20 protein-coding genes are annotated in these 17,993 nt (G+C 68.2%); 15 read left to right on the plus strand and 5 right to left on the minus strand.

The features are described 5' to 3' along the window. Window position 1 precedes the first annotated feature (1 nt). The 13 genes from trbB (at window position 2) to ABN401_RS03525 (ending at window position 11,207) form a co-directional block, all read left to right on the plus strand. Window positions 2–958 carry a P-type conjugative transfer ATPase TrbB gene (trbB, locus tag ABN401_RS03465; RefSeq protein WP_349683442.1) on the plus strand — a complete coding sequence of 319 codons (957 nt, stop codon included), beginning with the start codon at window positions 2–4 and terminating at the stop codon, window positions 956–958. Between the two features lie 269 nt (window positions 959–1,227). Continuing rightward, window positions 1,228–1,548: a TrbC/VirB2 family type IV secretion system protein gene (locus tag ABN401_RS03470; RefSeq protein ID WP_154726497.1), complete on the plus strand. Its 321-nt coding sequence runs from the start codon at window positions 1,228–1,230 to the stop codon at window positions 1,546–1,548. After that, the gene (locus tag ABN401_RS03475) at window positions 1,548–1,814 is read left to right on the plus strand and encodes a VirB3 family type IV secretion system protein (protein ID WP_305641990.1); all 267 of its coding nucleotides are present in this window, start codon (window positions 1,548–1,550) and stop codon (window positions 1,812–1,814) included. Before ABN401_RS03470 ends, ABN401_RS03475 begins: the two co-directional genes overlap by 1 nt. After that, window positions 1,807–4,245, plus strand: coding sequence for a conjugal transfer protein TrbE (gene trbE, locus ABN401_RS03480; RefSeq protein WP_349683443.1), 2,439 nt, complete (start codon window positions 1,807–1,809; stop codon window positions 4,243–4,245). Before ABN401_RS03475 ends, trbE begins: the two co-directional genes overlap by 8 nt. Further along, window positions 4,196–4,933 carry a conjugal transfer protein TrbJ gene (locus ABN401_RS03485; RefSeq protein ID WP_349683444.1) on the plus strand — a complete coding sequence of 246 codons (738 nt, stop codon included), beginning with the start codon at window positions 4,196–4,198 and terminating at the stop codon, window positions 4,931–4,933. The genes trbE and ABN401_RS03485 overlap by 50 nt, the downstream gene beginning before the upstream one ends. A 5-nt stretch (window positions 4,934–4,938) precedes the next feature. Then, complete coding sequence (gene trbL / locus ABN401_RS03490; RefSeq protein ID WP_349683445.1) at window positions 4,939–6,360, plus strand: P-type conjugative transfer protein TrbL; 1,422 nt, start codon at window positions 4,939–4,941, stop codon at window positions 6,358–6,360. A 1-nt stretch (window position 6,361) separates the two neighbouring features. Next, the gene (trbF, locus tag ABN401_RS03495) at window positions 6,362–7,045 is read left to right on the plus strand and encodes a conjugal transfer protein TrbF (protein WP_349683446.1); all 684 of its coding nucleotides are present in this window, start codon (window positions 6,362–6,364) and stop codon (window positions 7,043–7,045) included. After that, entirely contained in the window at window positions 7,024–8,043 is a 1,020-nt protein-coding gene (locus ABN401_RS03500; protein WP_349683447.1) for a TrbG/VirB9 family P-type conjugative transfer protein, read from the plus strand. Before trbF ends, ABN401_RS03500 begins: the two co-directional genes overlap by 22 nt. Beyond that, a complete protein-coding gene (locus ABN401_RS03505) occupies window positions 8,040–9,230 on the plus strand; it encodes a TraB/TrbI/VirB10 family type IV secretion system protein (protein ID WP_349683448.1) in 1,191 nt (396 codons plus the stop codon). The genes ABN401_RS03500 and ABN401_RS03505 overlap by 4 nt, the downstream gene beginning before the upstream one ends. Further along, window positions 9,227–9,736, plus strand: a complete 510-nt coding sequence (locus ABN401_RS03510; protein ID WP_349683449.1) for a S26 family signal peptidase — start codon at window positions 9,227–9,229, stop codon at window positions 9,734–9,736. Before ABN401_RS03505 ends, ABN401_RS03510 begins: the two co-directional genes overlap by 4 nt. After that, complete coding sequence (locus tag ABN401_RS03515) at window positions 9,730–10,332, plus strand: lytic transglycosylase domain-containing protein (RefSeq protein WP_349683450.1); 603 nt, start codon at window positions 9,730–9,732, stop codon at window positions 10,330–10,332. Before ABN401_RS03510 ends, ABN401_RS03515 begins: the two co-directional genes overlap by 7 nt. Further along, on the plus strand, window positions 10,329–10,604 hold the full coding sequence (locus ABN401_RS03520; protein WP_154725984.1) for a hypothetical protein: 276 nt from the start codon (window positions 10,329–10,331) through the stop codon (window positions 10,602–10,604). Before ABN401_RS03515 ends, ABN401_RS03520 begins: the two co-directional genes overlap by 4 nt. Window positions 10,605–10,778: 174 nt before the next feature. After that, window positions 10,779–11,207, plus strand: a complete 429-nt coding sequence (locus ABN401_RS03525; protein WP_349683451.1) for a helix-turn-helix transcriptional regulator — start codon at window positions 10,779–10,781, stop codon at window positions 11,205–11,207. A gap of 82 nt (window positions 11,208–11,289) precedes the next feature. Here ABN401_RS03525 and ABN401_RS03530 read toward each other — a convergent pair whose 3' ends face one another. Further along, window positions 11,290–13,089, minus strand: coding sequence for an SH3 domain-containing protein (locus ABN401_RS03530; protein WP_349683452.1), 1,800 nt, complete (start codon window positions 13,087–13,089; stop codon window positions 11,290–11,292). Between the two features lie 84 nt (window positions 13,090–13,173). Here ABN401_RS03530 and ABN401_RS03535 point away from each other — a divergent pair, with 84 nt between their 5' ends. Beyond that, the gene (locus tag ABN401_RS03535) at window positions 13,174–13,584 is read left to right on the plus strand and encodes a plasmid fertility inhibition factor family protein (protein ID WP_349683453.1); all 411 of its coding nucleotides are present in this window, start codon (window positions 13,174–13,176) and stop codon (window positions 13,582–13,584) included. Between the two features lie 118 nt (window positions 13,585–13,702). Next, window positions 13,703–14,251, plus strand: a complete 549-nt coding sequence (locus ABN401_RS03540; RefSeq protein ID WP_349683454.1) for a hypothetical protein — start codon at window positions 13,703–13,705, stop codon at window positions 14,249–14,251. A 19-nt stretch (window positions 14,252–14,270) separates the two neighbouring features. Here ABN401_RS03540 and ABN401_RS03545 read toward each other — a convergent pair whose 3' ends face one another. The 4 genes from ABN401_RS03545 to ABN401_RS03560 all read right to left on the minus strand — a co-directional run bounded on the left by ABN401_RS03545 (window position 14,271) and on the right by ABN401_RS03560 (window position 17,921). Then, window positions 14,271–14,981, minus strand: coding sequence for a Fic family protein (locus ABN401_RS03545; protein ID WP_349683455.1), 711 nt, complete (start codon window positions 14,979–14,981; stop codon window positions 14,271–14,273). A 69-nt stretch (window positions 14,982–15,050) separates the two neighbouring features. Beyond that, a complete protein-coding gene (locus ABN401_RS03550) occupies window positions 15,051–15,776 on the minus strand; it encodes a hypothetical protein (RefSeq protein WP_349683456.1) in 726 nt (241 codons plus the stop codon). Window positions 15,777–16,659: 883 nt separating this feature from the next. Then, complete coding sequence (locus ABN401_RS03555) at window positions 16,660–17,250, minus strand: YjaZ family protein (RefSeq protein WP_349683457.1); 591 nt, start codon at window positions 17,248–17,250, stop codon at window positions 16,660–16,662. A 47-nt stretch (window positions 17,251–17,297) separates the two neighbouring features. Then, window positions 17,298–17,921 (minus strand): helix-turn-helix domain-containing protein, encoded by a 624-nt coding sequence (locus ABN401_RS03560; protein WP_349683458.1) that lies wholly within the window; start codon window positions 17,919–17,921, stop codon window positions 17,298–17,300. Between the last annotated feature and the right edge of the window lie 72 nt (window positions 17,922–17,993).

Genomic DNA, 17,993 nt, shown 5'->3' on the forward strand with positions numbered 1-17,993 from the left:
CATGGCCGCCCATCCGCTGATCGCCGAGCGCAAGCTCGAGGCCCTGCGGCACGCGCTCGGCGAGACCGTGCTGGCGGCGCTTGTCGATCCCGACGTCGTCGAAATCCTGGCCAATCCGGACGGCCGGGTGATCCTCGACCGGGTCGGCGCGGGACGCTGCGACACCGGGGCGACCCTGTCTGCGGAGGCGCGCGATCGGTCGGTGCGCCTGATCGCGGACTACGTCGGCGAGATCGTCACGCGCGATGATCCCCGCCTCGCGGGCGTTCTGCCGTCGACCGGAGAGCGCTTCCAGGGCCTGCTCCCGCCCGTGGCGTCGGCTCCGGCCTTCTCCATTCGCAAGCGGCCGAGCGTCATCTGGCGGCTGGCGGACTATGTGCGCGACGGGGTGATGACAGAGCGTCAGGCGGACGCGCTGGCGGAGGCGGCGTCCAGTCGCCGCAACATCCTTATCTCCGGCGGCACGGGTTCGGGAAAGACCACCCTGGCCAACGCCATCCTCGCCGAACCGGCTTTCGCCGAGGACCGGGTCTTCCTGATCGAGGACACGCCGGAGCTTCAATGCTCGGCCTGGGATACGGTCTCGGTCCTGACGCGTCGCGCGCCGGTGGCGATCGGCGTCGTCGAACTGGTCCGGGACGCGCTGCGCATGCGCCCCGACCGTATCGTGGTCGGCGAGATGCGCGACGGCGCCGCCGCCCTGGAGACGTTGAAGAGCTGGAACACCGGCCATCCGGGCGGGCTGTCGACCCTGCACGCCAACTCCGCGGAAGACGCGCTGCGCCGGATCGAGGACCTCGCCCTGGAGGTCGTCGCGGCTCCGCCGAGGCGAACGATAGGCCAGGCAGTCGATCTGATCGCCCATATCCGCCGGACGAAGGACGGGCGGCGGCTCGATGCGGTGATCGCCGTGAACGGCGTGTCGGGCGAGGGCTACGACGTCGTCGCCGTCGCCTGAGCCGCAATGGAATGGGTCGGCTTCGCGGCGAAGCGAATTTCGGAAAGCTTTTCAGAAGATTGTGATGCCGATGCGTGAGTTGTTCCGACTTCATTTTGGCTTCGATGGGCGACTTGCTTCAAGTCATCATCTGACTTGGTAAGAGTTGTAATGTAGTCGCCGATAAGTCGTGTATTTATTGGATATTTTACTGTTGACAAGACTGGGTTGGATTTGCTTGCAATGAGTCGCGGCGCGGTGAAACGCGCTGAACACAAAGGAAGCAAACCATGCGACGGAGACTTGGGCGCCGCCTGTTCGGCGCGATGACGACCTGCGGCCTGTTGTTGGCCGGACCCGCCCTGGCCGGGGGCTCGGGCATGCCCTGGGAAGGGCCGCTCCAGCAGGTCGTCCAATCCATCACCGGGCCCGTGGTCCAGGCCGCCGCGGTCGTGGCCGTGGTCATCTTCGGCGCCGGCATCGCCATGAGCGAGAACGGCTCGTCGATGCGCCGGGGCTTGGGCATCATGTTCGGCCTTTCGATCGCCTTCGCGGCCTCGACCTTCTTCCTGGACTTCTTCGGCTTTGCCGGCGGGGCGGAGATCGGGTGATGGCCGAGCTGCGTCCCGACGGCTGGGATCTCCCGGTCGCCCAGGCCCTGGCCGAACCGGTCCTGATGGCCGGCATGCCCCGCGACTATGCGATCGCCATGGGCACCATCGCCGTGGTGCTGGGCCTGGCGCTCAGAATCTGGTGGCTCGGCCTGCTGTGGTGGGCGGTCGCCCACGCGATCGGTCTGTGGGCCGCCCGGTCAGACCGTCGGTTCTTCGACGTCCTGCGCCGCCATCTGGCGACGCCCGGACACCTGGATGGGTGAGGGCGCGATGCGGTTCCTCGACGAACATCGCCGGCGTCCGGCCGCGCTCGCCGATCATCTCCCTTGGGCGGCCCTGGTCGCGCCGGGGGTCGTCCTCAACAAGGACGGCTCCTTCCTGACCGGATTCCGTTTCCGGGGACCGGACCTGGAGTCCTCGACCGATGACGAGCTGATGGCGGTGCGGGCGCGGCTCAACAATGCGCTTCGCCGTCTGGGCTCCGGCTGGTGCCTGCATGTGGAGGCGCGCCGGCGCGGGGCGTCGCCCTATCCGGAAAGCGACTTCGACATCGACGTGGCCTGGCTGCTGGATGAGGAGCGCCGCAGCCGCTTCGAGACCGCCGATCCGGCGTTCGAAACCGATTTCCGGCTGGCCCTGACCTGGCTGCCGCCGGCCGACGAGACGCGCCGGCTGGAGCGCTGGCTATTCGACGGTCTGCAGAAGGGCGGGCAGGATTGGCGCCTCGCCCTGGGCGCCTTCGCCCGGGAGGCCGACACCACCCTGGACCTTCTCGCCGACGGTCTCCCGGAGATCGAACGCCTCGATGATGGCGAGCTCCTGACCTGGCTCCATGACTGCGTGTCGCCGCGGCCCTTCGCGGTCCGACCGCCGGAGACGCCCATGTTCCTCGACGGCTGGCTGGCCGACGCCGCGCTGACGGGCGGCGTCGCCCCGCGGCTGGGCGACCGGTGGCTCAAGGTCGTCTCCGTGAGGGGATTGCCGTCGGTCACCCGGCCGGGATTGCTGGACGCCTTGGGGGCCCTGCCGTTCGACTATCGCTGGACCGCCCGCTGGCTGGGGCTCGACAAGCCCGAGGCCGAGCGGGAGATCGTCAAGCTGCGCAAGCGCTGGTTCGCCAAGCGCAAGGGCGTCGGCGTCCTGCTGCGCGAAGCCATCACCAAGGAAGAGGTCCCGCTCCTCGACACGGACGCGGCCTCCAAGACCGAGGAGTGCGACGGGGCCCTGGCCGCGCTCGGCGCCGAGGCCTGCGCATTCGGCTATCTGACCCTCACCGTCTCCGTTCTCGACAAGTCGGAGGATGGGGCGATGGCCAAGGCGCGGGCGATCGAGGCGGCCCTGAACGCCCAGGGGCTGATGGCCCGGATCGAGGATCTCAACGCGGTCGAGGCCTGGCTCGGCTCGATGCCGGGCGAGCCCTATGCGGACATCCGGCGGCCTCTGGTCTCGACCCTGAACCTGGCGGACCTGCTGCCCGTGTCGGCCGTCTGGGCCGGCCCCTCGGTGGATGCCTGCCTGGCCGGACCGCCTCTGGCCACCGCCCGGACGACCGGTTCCACCCCGTTCCGTCTGGCCCTGCACGTCGGCGACGTCGGCCACGCCATGGTCGTGGGGCCAACCGGATCGGGCAAGTCCGCCCTGCTGGCCTTCCTGTCGCTGCAGTGGTTCCGCTACCCCGACGCCCGGGTCGTCTTCTTCGACAAAGGGCGCTCGGCCCGGGCCGCGACCCTGGCGGCCGGCGGGCGCTGGCGCGCGATGGAGCCCGGCGCCGGTCTGTCGCTACAGCCGCTGGCGCGGATCGACCGCGATGATGAGCGGGCCTGGGCCTCGGAATGGATCGCCGAAACGGTCCGGCTGGCGGGCCTTGATCCCGTGCCGCGGGTCCGTGAGGAGATCTGGGCCGCTCTGACGGCCCTGGCCGAAGCGCCGACGGGCCAGCGCACCCTGACGGTCTTCTGCGCCCTGGTTCAGGACAAGGCGGTCGCAGCGGCGCTTGAGCCCCTGACGCTCAAGGGGCCGCATGGATCCCTGCTGGACGGGGAGGGGGCGACGCTGGCGATCAGCCGGTTCGACACCTTCGAGCTGGAGACCTTGATGGCGACGCCGTCGGCGGTGGCGCCGGTGCTGTCGGCCCTCTTCCATGAACTGGAGCAGAGCTTCGACGGACGGCCGACCCTGCTGGTGCTGGACGAGGCCTGGCTGTTCCTCGGGGAGACAGCGTTCGCGGCCAAGATCCGCGAATGGCTCAAGACCCTGCGCAAGAAGCGGGTGGCCGTGGTCTTCGCCACCCAGAGCCTCGACGATGTCGCCGCCTCCTCGATCGCCTCCAGCCTGATCGAGAGCTGCCCGACCCAGGTCTTCCTGCCCAACCCCCGAGCCATGGAGCCGTCTTCGGCGGAGCTTTATCGCGGCTTCGGCCTCAACCGGCGCCAGCTGGAGCTGATCGCCTTCGCCACGCCCAAGCGCGCCTACTACTGGCGTCAGCCCCGGGGGCGGCGGCTGTTCGACCTGCGCCTGACGGGCATCGCGCTGGCCCTGTGCGGCGCGGGCTCCCCCGAAGACCAGACCCTCATCGACGACGTCCTCGCCAGATCCGGCGAGGCCGGCTTCGCCCGCGAATTCCTCAAAGCCAAGGGAGTGCAGAATGTGGATTCCGTTTTCGACGCCTTCGCCCGTCCGCTTGCGGCGGCGTAGAGCTTTCATCCCCGCTGTCGTGGCGGCGGTCCTGCTCACGGCTGAGCCGGCCGGCGCCCAGCAGGTCGTGTTCGATCCGCGCAATCATCTGGAGAACGCCCTTCAGGCCGCGCGGCAGCTGGAAAGCCTCGCCAACGAGGCCCGCAGCCTGGCGGCCTCGCCCTACAGCCACCTGACCGGCAGCAGCCAGTCCCTGCGCGACATGGCTGAACTGGCGCGGACCGTTCGCGGCGTCGCCTCGTCCGTCAGCGGGCTGGAGCGCCAGTTCGAGAGCCTCTATCCCGACGATCTGACCGGGACCGACGCCTTGCGCCTGCTGGAGCAGAGCGAGGCGCGCACGGCCAACGCCCGGCGCACCGCCGAGGACCTGGCCCGGACCGCGGCCGAGCTCGAGCGTCTCGGGGGTGGTCGCGAGGGCCGCCTCGCGGGCGCGCTCGACGCCAGCCAGGCGGCCCAGGGTCAGACGGCGGCCGTCCAGTCGACCAACCAGATGCTGGCCGTACTCGCCGAGGATCTGGCGGCGCTGCGCACCATCATGCTGGCGCAGTCGCGCTTGATGGCCGAGGCGACGGCCCGGGATGCGGCGGACCGTGCCTCGGGAGAGGAATCGCGCCGTCGTCGCTGGGCCGGAACCGGGACGACGCCGAGCGCTCCGGCCTTCGATCCGTTCTCGCGCGCGCGGGACTGACGGCCATGGCCTCGGTCAGCATGGAGACGCCCAACGAGCTGATGGTGGTGTTCTCCAACACCATCTCGGCGGGCTTCGACGCCCTGCAGGGCGCGGTCAACGGCGTCTTCGGCCTGCTCATCGTTCTGGTGGTGGCGCTGACCGGCGTCCAGTGGGCGCTGTCGTCGAACCGGGAGGTCCTGGCGGCCGGCTTCGGCAAGGTGTTGTTGATCGGCGCCTTCGCCTATCTGATCAACGACTGGCAGCAACTCTCTGAAACCATTTACGCCGGCTTCCTCGAACTGGGTCTGACGGCGGGCGGCGGTTCGTTGAGCCGGGAGGAATTCCTCAATCCCGGCGCCGTGCTCCAGCAGGGTTGGGAGATCGTCAAGGCCTTGGGCGAGACCCCGGCGCCGGTCGACAATCCGCTCGACGTCGTCGGCAATATGGCCGACGCCCTGATCCTGGGCCTGGCCATGATCGGCATCATGCTGGCCTTCGCGCTCCTGGCCCTGCAGATCATCGTCTCCCTGCTGGAGTTCAAGATCGTCACCCTGGGCGGGTTCGTCCTGCTGCCCTTCGGCATCTGGTCAAAATCCGCCTTCCTGGCCGAACGACCGCTCGGCTACGTCGTCTCCTCGGGCCTCAAGGTTCTGGCCCTGGCGATCGTGGTCTCCGGCGCCCGGACGGTGTTCGACCAGCTGCAGCCCTCGGCCAACCCGGACATCTACGAGGCCCTGACCATCCTGGTCGCCGCCATCCTGTTGGCCATGCTGGCGATGTTCATCCCCAACCTCGCCTCCGCCCTGGTGACGGGCGGGCCGGCGCTGGGCGCGGGCGCGGCCCTGACCGGCGCTCTGGCCGTCGGCGGCGCGGGAGCCCTGGCCGGCGCAGGGATCGCAGGCGCCGGGGCAATGGGGGCCGGCGGGGCGGCACGAGTGGCGGGACCGGCTCGTGCGGCGGCGGGCGCCGGCGGCGGCCGACCGCCTTCCGCACCGCCGCCATCCGGAGTCGGACCGCGCGGGGGTGGAGGGACGCCGCGTCCCACGCCCTCGAACGACAACCCGTCGCCGCGACCGGCCGGGGCCGGCGTGAGACCGGCGTCGGGGACATCCCCGGGCGTGGCGGAGCCGGCGCGGGCGTGGACGCCTCAGCCGGTCGAGGAGGGCGCCGGGACGCCCATAGTCGACGCGGCCGGCGCCGCGCCGCCCGCTGGAGGCGGACTCCAGGGCGGCGCGCGTCCGGCTTCGACCGTCGCCAGGGAGGCCGAGGCCGCGCGTCGCGAGTTCCATCGGGCTGCGGGCGGGCAGGGCGGTGGATCGGGCCGGCCGCCGGCGCGGGCGGCTGCGCTCCAGGCCTTCTTCGTCGCCAACGCCGGGCGCGGCCTGATGCCGGCCGGCGAGACCAGCGGCGTCCTGTCCCCCAACCTGAAGAGCGAGGAGAACTGACATGCACCCCTTCTTTCGACCGAAGCGGGCGATGGCGGCCGCGCCCGAGTCCACCCCCTATCAGCGCGCCGGCCAGATCTGGGACGACCGGATGGGATTGTCCCTGGCCCATGCCCGAAACTGGCGCCGCATCGCCTTGGCGAACCTGGTGTTGGCGGGCTTCCTCGGCGCCGGGTGGTGGGTCCAGGCCGACCGGGCCGTGGTCAAACCCTTCGTGGTCGAGGTCTCCGACTGGGGCGAGACCCAGAGGATCACCGCCATCGGCGGGCGTTACGAGCCCAATGAGGCCCAGATCGGCCACGCCCTCGCGGGCTGGATCCGGGACGTGCGCTCCAAGTCGATCGATCCGATCGTGATCCGGCAGAACTGGCTGCGCGCCTACGACCTGATGACGCCGAAGGCGGCGAGCTTCCTGAACGCCTGGGCCCAGACCCACGACCCCTTCGCCGATGTGGGGCGCGAGGCGGTCAATGTCGAAATCCTCAATGTCGTCAGACGGACAGAGCGGACTTTTGATCTCCAGTGGCGAGAGACCCGCTTCGTCAACGGCCAGGCGGCCGGGACCGAACGCTGGCGCGCCCTGATCACCACCACGACCCAGCCGCCCCGCACGGAGGCCGAGCTGATGAAGAACCCCCTGGGCCTGAAAATCGAGGACATATCATGGACCCCCGACGCTTCCTGATCTTGGCCGCGACAGGCCTGCTGCTGTGCGGCTGCGCGGTGTTCCGCGGCGAGGCCGTCGCGCCGGTCATTCTGGCCTCGGCGCCGTGGCCTGCCCCAGCGAGCGCCCTTGAGCCGCCGCCGCTGGCGGCTGGGACCGCGGACACAGAAATCGACGTCGCGGAGACTGGCGACAGCGCGCGGCCCTACCTTGCGGAGATTGAAGTGGCACGGCCCACCGCGCCGGCGCCCGCCACGGGACGCGCCGCCATAGCGGCCGCCAATGCGCAGGCCAGCGCCCCGTCGCGATCCGACGCCTTCGTCGGCGGGATGCAGGTCTTCGCCTGGTCGCCCGGGCGGGTGTTCGAGGTCTGGACCGCCCCGCTGCGTGTCACGACCCTGACCCTGGCCGAGGGCGAGACCCTCGTCGCCAAGGCTGCGGGCGACACCGTGCGGTGGCAGATCGGGGAAGCGTCGTCGGGCGAAGGCCCTTCGCGCCGGACCCATGTCCTGCTCAAGCCGCTCGAGCGCGGGCTTGAGACCAACCTCGTCTTGACGACGAACAGGCGTGTCTATCTCATTGATCTAAAGAGCGGAACCCCCGCTGCATTCAATGCGGCTGTCGCTTGGGATGCACTTGGGACTGATAGTCAGGCGGCGCGGCCTGAATTGATCTTGATAGAGCGCGACGTCCGGATTCCGGATCCGGTCGTCATGCCCGAGGGGCCGCTCGACGCCCGGTATCGGCTGGAGTTCCGCGGGCGAGCCCCGCGATGGACGCCGAGCGCCGTCTTCAACGACGGTCGCCGCACCTTCATCGCCTTCCACCCCGACCTCCAGGTCGATGAGGCGCCAGCCCTGTTCATCATCGCCCCCGACGGCGAGGCCCAGCTGACCAACTACCGACAGGCCGGCGGCCTCTTTATCGTCGATCGCGTCGTCGACCGGGCGGAGCTGCGGCTCGGGGACCGGCGGCCCCAGGTCGTCCGCATCCGTCGTCTTGAAGGAGCCCGTCCATGACCGGGGATCTGAATGCCGGCCCCAGCACCCCGGATCCGACCGATGCCGGCCCCGGGGTCGGTTCGCTGAAGGAGCCGGCGCCGGGCCTGTCGATGCGGGCGCCGCGGCCGGCCGCCGTGCGCCTGAGGAAGTCCGTCGTCCAGGTTATCGTCATCGGCGGGGTGGTCCTGATCTCCGGATCGCTCGCCTGGGCGTTCGTGGTGCAGCCGGAGCTGCGAGACGGCGCCCGCGCCCGAGCGGCCGAGGCGCGCGAAGACGAGGCCCGGGGCGTGGTCCGCCCGGCCGAGGTCGTCACCGACCAGCCCGCCAGCTACGACCGTCTGCCGGAGCCTCGCGGGCATGAAGGTGAAGAGGCCGTCGAACCCGTGGCTGAACCCGTCGCGTCCCCGCGGTCGACGTCGGCGCGGGCTTACCGCTCGACACAGGCGGCTGCGGCCCGCGGACCGACGCCGCGGGAACTCGCGGCGCGCTCAGGGCTGTTCTTCGCCGAGTCAGCGGGCGCCCCGGCGGCGGCTTCGGCGGCTGCGGATCGTGACCCCGGCGCGGGGGGGCGCGGCCAGGCCGTCGGCGCCGACTATGGCGCGACCTACAATGGCCATGTGCTGACCGCGCCGCTGTCGCCCTATGAGCTGAAGGCCGGGGCGATGATCCCCGCCGCCCTTCTGACGGCGGTGGATACGGCGCGGGCCGGTCCGGTGATCGCGACCGTCACCCAGAACATCTACGACTCCGTCAGCGGCCGGCATCTGGTCATTCCCCAGGGGACCCGGCTGATCGGCCGGCACGAGGGCGAGAGCGCCTATGGCGATCGCCGCGCCTTCCTGACCTGGGACCGTCTGATCCTGCCGAACGGCAAGAGCCTGGTCCTGACCGGCGAGCCCGGCGTCGACGCCCAGGGCGCGGTGGGCGTGCGCGGATCGGTGGACCGACGCCTGTTTCCGCTTCTGGTCGGCACTCTGTTCGCCGGCGCGATCACCACCCTGGGCCAGATCGCCCGCGATGGCGACGACCGGTCCGGCAGCCTGCTGGGCGACGCCGGCGACGCAGCGGCGATCGAGGGCGCTCGGGTGGGCGGTCGTCTGATCGACCGGGAGCTGGAGGTTCGGCCCTCCATCAGACTGCGGGCCGGCGCCCCCGTGCGCGTGATGATCACCCGCGACCTGATCCTGGAGCCCTATCGCCCATGACCCCGCTCGATACTGGAAACCGCTGGGCCGGCCTGGGCTTAGCCTTCTTCACCCTGGGCTGTCTGGCGCTCGTCGCCCGGCAAGGTCCGGCATGGGCCCTGGTCAATGAAAGCCCCAGCCTGCCCAAGGGGCTCTATGCTCGTCTTCCGGGCGGCGACATCGCGAGGGGCGCCACCGTCGCGATCCCGCAGCCGGAGCGAGCCCGGGCCTATCTGTCGTCGCTCGGCATGCCCTCGGACGTGGCTTTGATCAAGCGGGTCGCCGCGACCGGCGGCGACCGGGTCTGTTCGCGGGGCGATCGGGTCTCGACGCCGTCCGGGGTTCGGATCGTCTTTGGCCGGGACCGTCGCGGCGCGGCACTGCCGCGCTGGTCGGGGTGCCGGCGGCTCGCCTCGCACGAACTCTTTCTGCTCGGCGACACGGCCGGGAGCTTTGACAGCCGGTATTTCGGCCCGGTCGACCGGGCCGAGGTGATCGGCGCGTACCGGGAGGTGGTGACATGGTGAGAGCGATCCTGCTGACGACTGCCCTCATGGCTGTCGGCGCGCCCGCGGCGGCCCAGTCGGTTGACTGGCGGCGAGCCGGCGGAGACCTGTTCGGGCGGCCGGTCATCGGGGCCGAGCCGGTTGTCTTCGACACGAACGCGGACATCCCCCGCCTGGCCGCGCTCAGCCAGCCGTTCCAGGAGGCCATCGCCCTGGCGGCGGCGGCCCACGGGCTCGACGAGAAGCTCCTCCACGCCCTCGTTCTGACGGAGTCGGCCTATCGGCCGGATGCGCGCTCGCCCGCGGGGGCGGGCGGCCTGACCCAACTGATGCCCGGGACGGCCCTGGAGCTGGGGGTGGCGAACCGGTTCGATCCCGTCGAGAATCTGCGCGGCGGCGCCGACTATCTGGCCCGGCAGATCCTCAGGTTCGGGGACCTTCGCCTTGCCCTGGCCGCCTACAATGCCGGGCCCGCGCGCGTGGCGCGGCTCGGCCGCGTCCCGGACATCGCCGAGACCCAGGCGTACGTCGTCACGGTCATCGACTGTTACCTGGCGCTGACGGCGGGGCAGGGGCCGCTCAACAGCCGGCAATGCCGGCCCCGGGCAGCGCCATGATCGGGGAGGGCGTGCAGGGCGCGGACGGTCGTATCGACGATGACCTTCTGACCCGGGCCGAGGCCTCGGCCTTTCTGGCCCAGTGCGGCATCCGGCTGAAGCCGGCGACTTTGGCGCGGATGTGGTCGACCGGATCGAACGGACCGCCTTGTCGTCATATCCGATCCAAGCCCTACTATCCTCGAACCCTGCTCCGGGTCTGGGCCGACAGCCAGATGACCGAGGTGCGCACAGGCGCGCCGGCGGCGGCCCAGGGGCGGCGTCGTGGATAGGGAAATGGGATCCCTTTCGGCCGCCGACCTCCTCGCGGATCCCACGGCGAGTTTCGCGCTCAAGGCAGTGCTTCGGGCCTGGACGGATCGCGACCGCGTGGACGCGGCCCATGACGCACGGATGCTGTGGAGGGTGCTCGACGGAGAGGCGGAGAGGGCCTTGGGAGGTCGAACGTGACTCCGGACCGCGTCGAGGACACGGTCCAGGTCGGCGGCAAGGATGACCGTCTGCTGTCGTGGGACCAGGTGGAGCATATCGCCAGCATCAGCCGGTCCACCGCCTGGCGGATGGAGCGTGCCGGCCTTTTCCCGGGGCGGGTGCGGATTTCGGCCGGGCGGGTCGGCTGGTGGGAAAGCGAGCTCAATGCCTGGAAGCGTTCCCGGAACGATCCGCTCCCGTCGGCGCCGTCCCGAAAGCCGGCGAGGGCGCCGCGTCTGCCGGGGATGGCGCGGTCGATGCCTACGCCAAAGACAGTCGCCGCACCCGACATCGGCGGGGAGAAGCCCGCATTCCAAAATCACTTGTCGGAGCAGGTTCACCCCGTGAAGCAACGCGGCCGTCGATCGCCCGGGTCAGTCGATCAAATCGACTTCGGCTTCTAGGCCGGCAATTCGCCGGCGGTTGGACGGTGTTCCGCCACTCTGGAGCTCGATCCGGTAGACGTACGGTTGATGAACAGCCGAGCTAGAACGGGATCAAGAGGCGCCTTTCCACCCAGCCGATCGCGATGTCATCGCGGCCGTAGTGATAGACCTCGACCTTGACCCACTCGCCCCGCTCCTCGACGGCGCGTAAGCGTTGATCGGGGTAGATCTGCAGGATCCTCGTCTCGTCACGGTCCGGGCCCGTGCGTAGCGCCGTTGAGGATGACACCCGGCGCGCATCCAGGGAGGCCTCTTCCGAGGCCTGGAGTTCGGAAAGCTTCCTCCTGATGGCGTCCTGGCTAGACGCGATGATCTGTACGTTCTCGCTCTGCTTTCGCGATTGCCGCAACATGGCGTCGTCGTGAGAATGATCCAGGAGCGCAGCGCCGGCGAGAACCGCGCCGACAACGCCGGCCGCGACGCCGATCAGACTGACCACGCCGTGACGCCCCAGGACATCGGCCGTCGTGCCGAGTCTGGCGATGAGCGCTGCAGCGCCTCGATCGACAATTGCAGCCGCCTCTTCAGCCGAAAGGTCCTGGGCCGTGTCCAGGGCGTGAAGGTCGGCGATGACTCTGCCCAAGGGCGCGTCGTCATCGAGCGCCTCGTCGTCATAGGTTGTCAGCAGCGCCGACCCCGCGCTCGCGGATGCCCCTGAGAGCACCGCCAGCGATGTCAGCTCCCAACCGGGTCTGAGATAGGCGTCGAGGACCGCCGGCCGCGCCACGCCGCTCCCTGCTCCGATATCTCGCGCCATCGCTTCGTATCGATCGAAGACATCGAGCGTGCTGGAGGGAAGATGCAGCCCTGCGCGCGCATTGATCGCGCTCAGCCAGCTGGGTTCCAGGGCCGTGCTTGAAATCGCGGCTGCCGCGGCGGCGATCAGGCCGGCATTGACGGTCGCCGAGAGCACCCCCGAGCTTCGCAGGATGTCCCAGTGATCGCGGCCGATGCCGGCTCCGATCGCATTGCGGAGGGCGCCGCTCGCCACGCCGGAAAGCTCAAGATCGCGGAGCGCTCGCGTCGTGCCCAACAGGGTGTCGGCATTCATCGCACTGAGCGACGCCGCAAGGACGCCGGGATAGACATCGCTGATCCGGCTTGCGTGGGTCAGCCGGTTGACCGCCTCAGCCGCCTGGAACGTCGCTCCGAGCCGGCTGCCGCGCGCGGCGTCCAGAATGGTCGACGCCGAGCCGGAAAGCGGGTCCGACAGCCGAGAAAGCGCACTGGCTCGCGCCGCGATCCCGTAGGGCTCGGCGCCGAGGCCGCCGGCGAGTTTCTGGGCCTTCAGGATCGGCTCCAGCCCGGCTGCGATCTCGATCGCCGACCGCACGCTGTCAGGCGGCAGATGCGCCTCTGCGTCCTGGCGGAGTTTGGCCTGCCTGAGGTCGCCGTCGTCCGCCTTCAGCGTCGTCAGGCGCAAGAGCCGAGCGACGGGCGGTTCGTCCACCAGCGGCTGCGTGAGCGACTCAAGCTCAGCCTTGCGTCGGTATTGGACTTTCTTTCCCTTTATCGCTTCGAACTGCGGTCGGAATATCCCCTTGGCCTTGACCAAAAGGCTCGCAGCGAGCGTATCGAGTTCGGCGTCGTTGAGAGCGTTAACCTGGCCGGCCGTCGGCGGCTCGCCGAGTTCCGGGTTTTCCGCCTGGGCATGGCCCGTCACGACCCGTCCCTGTTCCCGCAGAAGACCTCGCACCAGCGCTTCGCCGGTCGTCCAGCGGCCTTCCTTGATCCCTCTCGCCAGCCACGGTTCGAACGGTTCTCCCATGACGTCCATGGACACCTCGCCGATGCGGGGTACGTCGATGAGGATCGGTTTTATGAGGTGGCTCAGGTCCATGAGGTTTTATGGGCCCGGTCGTCGCTCGCCGCCAGAGAGCGGCGGCGTCGCCCGGGCTTTGTGGATGCATGCTACGCTGTAGCGATGAGCGAACACGTCATTCTCTGGGAGTACAAACCTTTCGCCGACGGGTGGGAGGACGAGGCGCCGGACGCGGTCGTCTGGGTCGATGTCGCCGCCTTTGATCGGGCGTGGCGTCTGACGGAGCAATATGTCCTTCCCGGCGGGGCGAACGGACAGGATGATCGTTACGCCCGCGTGGGCCAGTGGTTTGCCGGCAATCGCCACTGCCGGATGATGGACGCTACGCTCGACGAGGGGCAGGTCTGTTTCATTGACGGACGGCACCGGTTTTCATGGCTCCGGGACCAGGGCGTGGAATCCGTGCCGCTTCAGGTCGCTCCGGACCTGCGGGACGCCTTCAACGACCGGTTCCAGGCGAAAAGCCTCGCCACCGTCCTGCGCGTGAGCGCAAATATCCAATCCGAAACGTGACTCTCCGAGGGCCCGCCTTTCGCCCGTCCCGACCGGCGGCTTGCCTTCATCGGGAGGGCTGAACTTGGCGCCGAGAACGCCCCGATCCGGCGCCGACCCGAGCCGTCACACGGCCGTTGTGGGCGACGTCGCCGCGATGTGGTCAAAACTGGCCTGGGACGTGGACGTCTTCCGCGACATTCAGGTCGGCTACCCCCACGAGCAGCAGCCCCTGGCCTATGCGGCCATCAATGTTTTCATCGCTGCGACCTCCCTTCGAAACTGGGCGGAAGCGGCTGTCCGAAGCGACGCCCGAGCGTCCGACCGGGCCTTCGACCGGCAAGGCTTCGACAGCGACCTGACAGTGGCCGTGCCCGCGCAGGCGATGTGCGAAGCGATCGCCAACACGGCGAAACACTCCCGGTTCGCGGACGGCGAGTGGCCGGGAGGACGTGTCAGCCTGGAGTGGGAGGAGGGCGATGAGGACAGTCCACCGGGATGGATTTTGCGCTACGGCGTCGAAGGGGCCGTCATCCCGAGCCTCAGCGTCAACCGGTTCGGATCGCTTCCGGAGACGTGGTGGGCTCACTTGAGCGATCTTGGACTGGTCGAAGGCGACTTCCACCTCCCGGAATGGCAGCAGAACAAGCTACGCCGGATATTCGGGCATTCGCCGTCGATCGACTGAAACGGGTTTCTGCCGACGGTTAGAGGTCCTCCTCCTCCAAGGGCGCCATGCCCATGCCAGGCGCGTCGAACGGGCCATCGAGCCATTGGACGATGTACTCCGCGACGGCGCTCAGCCACTGCGGTCGCCGATCTGGGCGACGGCTGTAGTTTTCAAGCGCGTGAGCGAGCAGGAAGTCATAGGACCGCGGGTGGATCGCGAACCGGTTGGAGAGCGGCAAGTTCATCTCCAGGGCCGCAGCGGCGAATAGCGACCGCTGCACATGACCGTTTCCATCCAGGAAGGGGTGAATGAAGCCGAATTGGCTGAACAGATGGGAGAGCGTCACCAGCTGATCCCAAGGCTGGCGGAGGGTGTCTATCCGCTCGCGAACCGTCTCGATGAGCCCCTCCATGGCCGGGCGGACGGTTTCCGGCTCCATGAAGTTGAACGTCTGGCCTTCAAACATGACGCTGGGGCCGCCCATGATCCGAAGGGCGAGCGAGGTGCCCGGGGCGCCGCGATAGGCGCCGGCGTATTCCGGATGGGTCGGCGGGGCGAACGGCGCATAGAGTCGGCGATGTAGAAGGCGCGGATCATCGAGGCAGGCGCGCCGGTAGACGGAGTCGGTTTGGAGCTGCTGCAGAAGCGCGGCGCTCTCGACAGCCATCCGCGCATCGAACTCAGGAAGGCGCTGCGGATGCCATTCGGGGTGTTTGATTGTCGTGATGGGTGCTTGATGCGGCTTCACGCGTTTTGCTGAGGTGACCCGTCGGCCCTTAGCACGTAGCCGCCATCGTCTCCATCGCGTACATCGGTCTCAGGCTTCGAAAGCCTGGGCGACGAGCCGACCGGCGCGGACCGAGCCGAAGTCCCGGGCCGCCTTGGCCAGACGAACCGGATCCATGGATCGCGCCCGTTCCAGCGCCCGGGGCAGAAGCTCGGCCTTGTCCTCCGCCAGCCGGTCCATGGTCTGCAGCAGATCGACGAGCAGAACCTCCTGGGTCAGGCGCGCCGGAACGGAGGACTTCTTGCGGAAGTCGTAGGTTCGGCCGCCGAGCTTGAACCGGCCGTGACGTTTGAGATTGTAGACCACCGGCTCGTTGTACAGCTGCGTCGAACCGACTCCGAGGCCGTTGAAGGCGCTGGGAGACACCATCAGGAACCTGTCGTCCTTCAAAAAGGCCTCGACCAGCTTCTCAGGCTTGGCGGGCGCCTTGCCGAACCGGGTCTGACGGGGCGCCATGTAGACGCCGCCGGAGACCTTCTCGAGCCGGCCTTCATCAAGCAGCTGCCGGACGTGGCGGTCCACCGCATTGGACCATTTCTCGAGATCCTGACGGCGATAGACCTGCCCGGGGCGCAGTCGCTTCTTCAGTTCGCTCAGGGCCGACATGACCACCTCTAAGGCGCAGGTGTGGGAGCGCTTCGTCGCCATTGCAACGTATTTGATTTGAATTCCATGCAGAATATTTTGCGCGATCCGCGCCGCCTTGGGAGACCTCTTGGGGTCGCCTGCCGGCCGCAAGAAGGCGAAGCCGCCCAAGACAGCGTCCGTTGCGCCTGCTCTCTTGCAAATCGCTGCACCGTCCCTGGAGGTCTCCGACCTGTAATTCGATTGCTTAACGCGCCACGTCGGCAGATCGACGCTACCCGAATGTGGGGAATCATTCTGACGAATGCGGCGGGCGAAGCGGTCGGGGAGCTGATCGTCGAAGGGCCGTTCGAGTCGATGCGGGACCGGTGCAGACACGCTCTTGAAACACGGCCCGATGCTGTTCTCGCTCGGATCGCCTCCCCAGACGGTCTGTTTGAATTCGCCTATCCTGACGGAGACGACAAAGTCGGAGGACAGCCGGCGATCGCCGGGTCTGGCGCCATCTCTGTCGGCCTCGGGGACACCGGTTTCCGAGCTTGAACGCACGAGGACGGTGACGTCTATCTCGGCGCGCGTATTTCGCGCGAGGACGAAGCGCGGCTCCGTTCAATCTGCGAGGTTTTGAGCATCCGTGTGTGGCGGATGCGTCTGGCGCGGAATCGTTACCGCCTCGAGGCGGAGCTTGCGCTCTGACTGCCAGCCAGATCGGGAGCCTAAGGGCCGGACGGCTGACAACCGCCTGCAACAGCAATCCAACAGGTGGTCGACGGCCGGAAGCGCGCTTTGGTATGATTGGTGTATGCTTATGTCCCTAGACATGGATGTCCTGGGGGAACCTTTGAGGCATTCGTTGATTTTTAAGGCCCGGGGTCCTATATGTCCCCGGGTAGGGAGCGGTGGCGACATCGTTCCCAGGACGACAGATCGGTTGAGGTGCCCGCAAGGTCGCCAACAGCGTTCCCCCGCCCCGCAAGGGGTCCACGCGTGATGCGAGATAGCCGCAAGGCGAAGTGGGTATCGAGTGAAGGGCGGCTTCGGCCGCCCTTTTTCGTTACCGGCCGTGGAACTTGGCCGGCTTCCCATCGAGAATCGTGTCGCACAACAGGTTGAACTTCACTCTCTGATAAGCCGTGACCGGGGCAGGGATGGCGCGTTCCGAATCGGGCGAATAGGCGCTCTCGACATAGAGGCGCAGTCGCTTCTTCTGCTCCATCTTTCGGACATTGAAGAAGACCCGGTACTCGCGGCCCGACCGGGTTGTGATGATGGCGAAATTGGCTTCCGGAGTCTGATAGACCTTCGTTCCCGGAAGGCCGGCGAGAAGGGCTCTCAAGCCCTTGGACAGATCGTAGCGCTCCTGGTCGAAGCAACGCTCGACCCCACGATCGTCGAACACGGTGACCCTCGCCGGGTGTCGATCAGGATCGTATTTATCGGAGAAGCAGTGGGTGCTGAAGGTGACGAAGCACATCACCCCCTGACGTTTCCCGGTGTCGAAGGTGAAGCTGAACTCATGCAGATGGGTCAGATCCACTGCGGCGCCGTTCACCGACAGCGGCGCGAAGGGACTTTCGGCGGCCTGGGATTGAGCCATCGTCGTGCTGTTCGCCATCGCCACGACCTCGCCCGCGGCGGGGTCCATCGTTTCAGGCTCAGGCTCAGGCGCCTCGTCTTGTACGACAACGTCCGTCACGCGCCTGCGGCCCCCTTGGCGCCAAGGGCTTCCCTCGAAGCCCAGCTTTTGAGGCCGCCGTTGCGCCCGACGCTGCGGCGCAGCTCGGAGGCCTTGCGGTTGGCTTCCAGGTATTCATCGGCGATGGGACGAATTTTCTCGATCAAGGGCGACAGGTCATAATGGTTGCTGGCCTGGCCCCCGTGACCGTTGCTGCGCTTGACCCGGCGGACCAGACCTTCGGCCTCCAGCTTCGCGGCCGCGCGCTGCACGGTCTTGGTGCTGACGTCGAGCCGGTCCGCAATCCGTTGCTTGGAAGGGAAAGGCATCTCAGCATTGTCCCACCAGTGATCGAGAAGGTGGAGCAGGACAGCCAGTTCAACGGCGTTGATGTGCAGCCTGGCCTGCGCCCGCAAAATGATCGAAGGCACCACCGTGTATCCAGCCTTGATCACGTTCTTTCCCCAGCGCTCCTCCATCGCCGACTTCGTGGTCGATGCGGCTTCCACAGGGGTTTCAAGCGCCTCGACCGCCGTCGCAGTCTGCGCTCCTTCGTCGCCCGCCGCTGCGGCGAGGGATTGATGGACGGCCAGCTGCGGGGCGCTGATGCCAGGCAAGGGGGGAACGGAATGCGTCGTCATTGATTTTCACCTTTCGACGGGTAAGATGCTGCTAAGAACCCGCGAAAGCTAGGGCTCGGACCGCGAGGCCCA

Origin of the sequence: Brevundimonas aurifodinae (genome assembly GCF_040195595.1) — a bacterium.
Taxonomy (GTDB): domain Bacteria; phylum Pseudomonadota; class Alphaproteobacteria; order Caulobacterales; family Caulobacteraceae; genus Brevundimonas; species Brevundimonas aurifodinae.

Bases quoted from the DNA above. Each gene is read 5' to 3' on its own strand.
- trbL (WP_349683445.1), top strand. From the start codon at position 4,939: ATGGCCTCGGTCAGCATGGAGACGCCCAACGAGCTGATGGTGGTGTTC.
- ABN401_RS03535 (WP_349683453.1), top strand. From the start codon at position 13,174: ATGAGCGAACACGTCATTCTCTGGGAGTACAAACCTTTCGCCGACGGG.
- ABN401_RS03560 (WP_349683458.1), bottom strand. From the start codon at position 17,921: ATGACGACGCATTCCGTTCCCCCCTTGCCTGGCATCAGCGCCCCGCAG.
- ABN401_RS03555 (WP_349683457.1), bottom strand. From the start codon at position 17,250: ATGGACCCCGCCGCGGGCGAGGTCGTGGCGATGGCGAACAGCACGACG.
- ABN401_RS03500 (WP_349683447.1), top strand. From the start codon at position 7,024: ATGGACCCCCGACGCTTCCTGATCTTGGCCGCGACAGGCCTGCTGCTG.
- trbF (WP_349683446.1), top strand. From the start codon at position 6,362: ATGCACCCCTTCTTTCGACCGAAGCGGGCGATGGCGGCCGCGCCCGAG.
- trbE (WP_349683443.1), top strand. From the start codon at position 1,807: ATGGGTGAGGGCGCGATGCGGTTCCTCGACGAACATCGCCGGCGTCCG.
- ABN401_RS03510 (WP_349683449.1), top strand. From the start codon at position 9,227: ATGACCCCGCTCGATACTGGAAACCGCTGGGCCGGCCTGGGCTTAGCC.
- ABN401_RS03530 (WP_349683452.1), bottom strand. From the start codon at position 13,089: ATGGACCTGAGCCACCTCATAAAACCGATCCTCATCGACGTACCCCGC.
- ABN401_RS03515 (WP_349683450.1), top strand. From the start codon at position 9,730: ATGGTGAGAGCGATCCTGCTGACGACTGCCCTCATGGCTGTCGGCGCG.
- ABN401_RS03475 (WP_305641990.1), top strand. From the start codon at position 1,548: ATGGCCGAGCTGCGTCCCGACGGCTGGGATCTCCCGGTCGCCCAGGCC.
- ABN401_RS03505 (WP_349683448.1), top strand. From the start codon at position 8,040: ATGACCGGGGATCTGAATGCCGGCCCCAGCACCCCGGATCCGACCGAT.
- ABN401_RS03470 (WP_154726497.1), top strand. From the start codon at position 1,228: ATGCGACGGAGACTTGGGCGCCGCCTGTTCGGCGCGATGACGACCTGC.
- trbB (WP_349683442.1), top strand. From the start codon at position 2: ATGGCCGCCCATCCGCTGATCGCCGAGCGCAAGCTCGAGGCCCTGCGG.
- ABN401_RS03485 (WP_349683444.1), top strand. From the start codon at position 4,196: ATGTGGATTCCGTTTTCGACGCCTTCGCCCGTCCGCTTGCGGCGGCGT.
- ABN401_RS03520 (WP_154725984.1), top strand. From the start codon at position 10,329: ATGATCGGGGAGGGCGTGCAGGGCGCGGACGGTCGTATCGACGATGAC.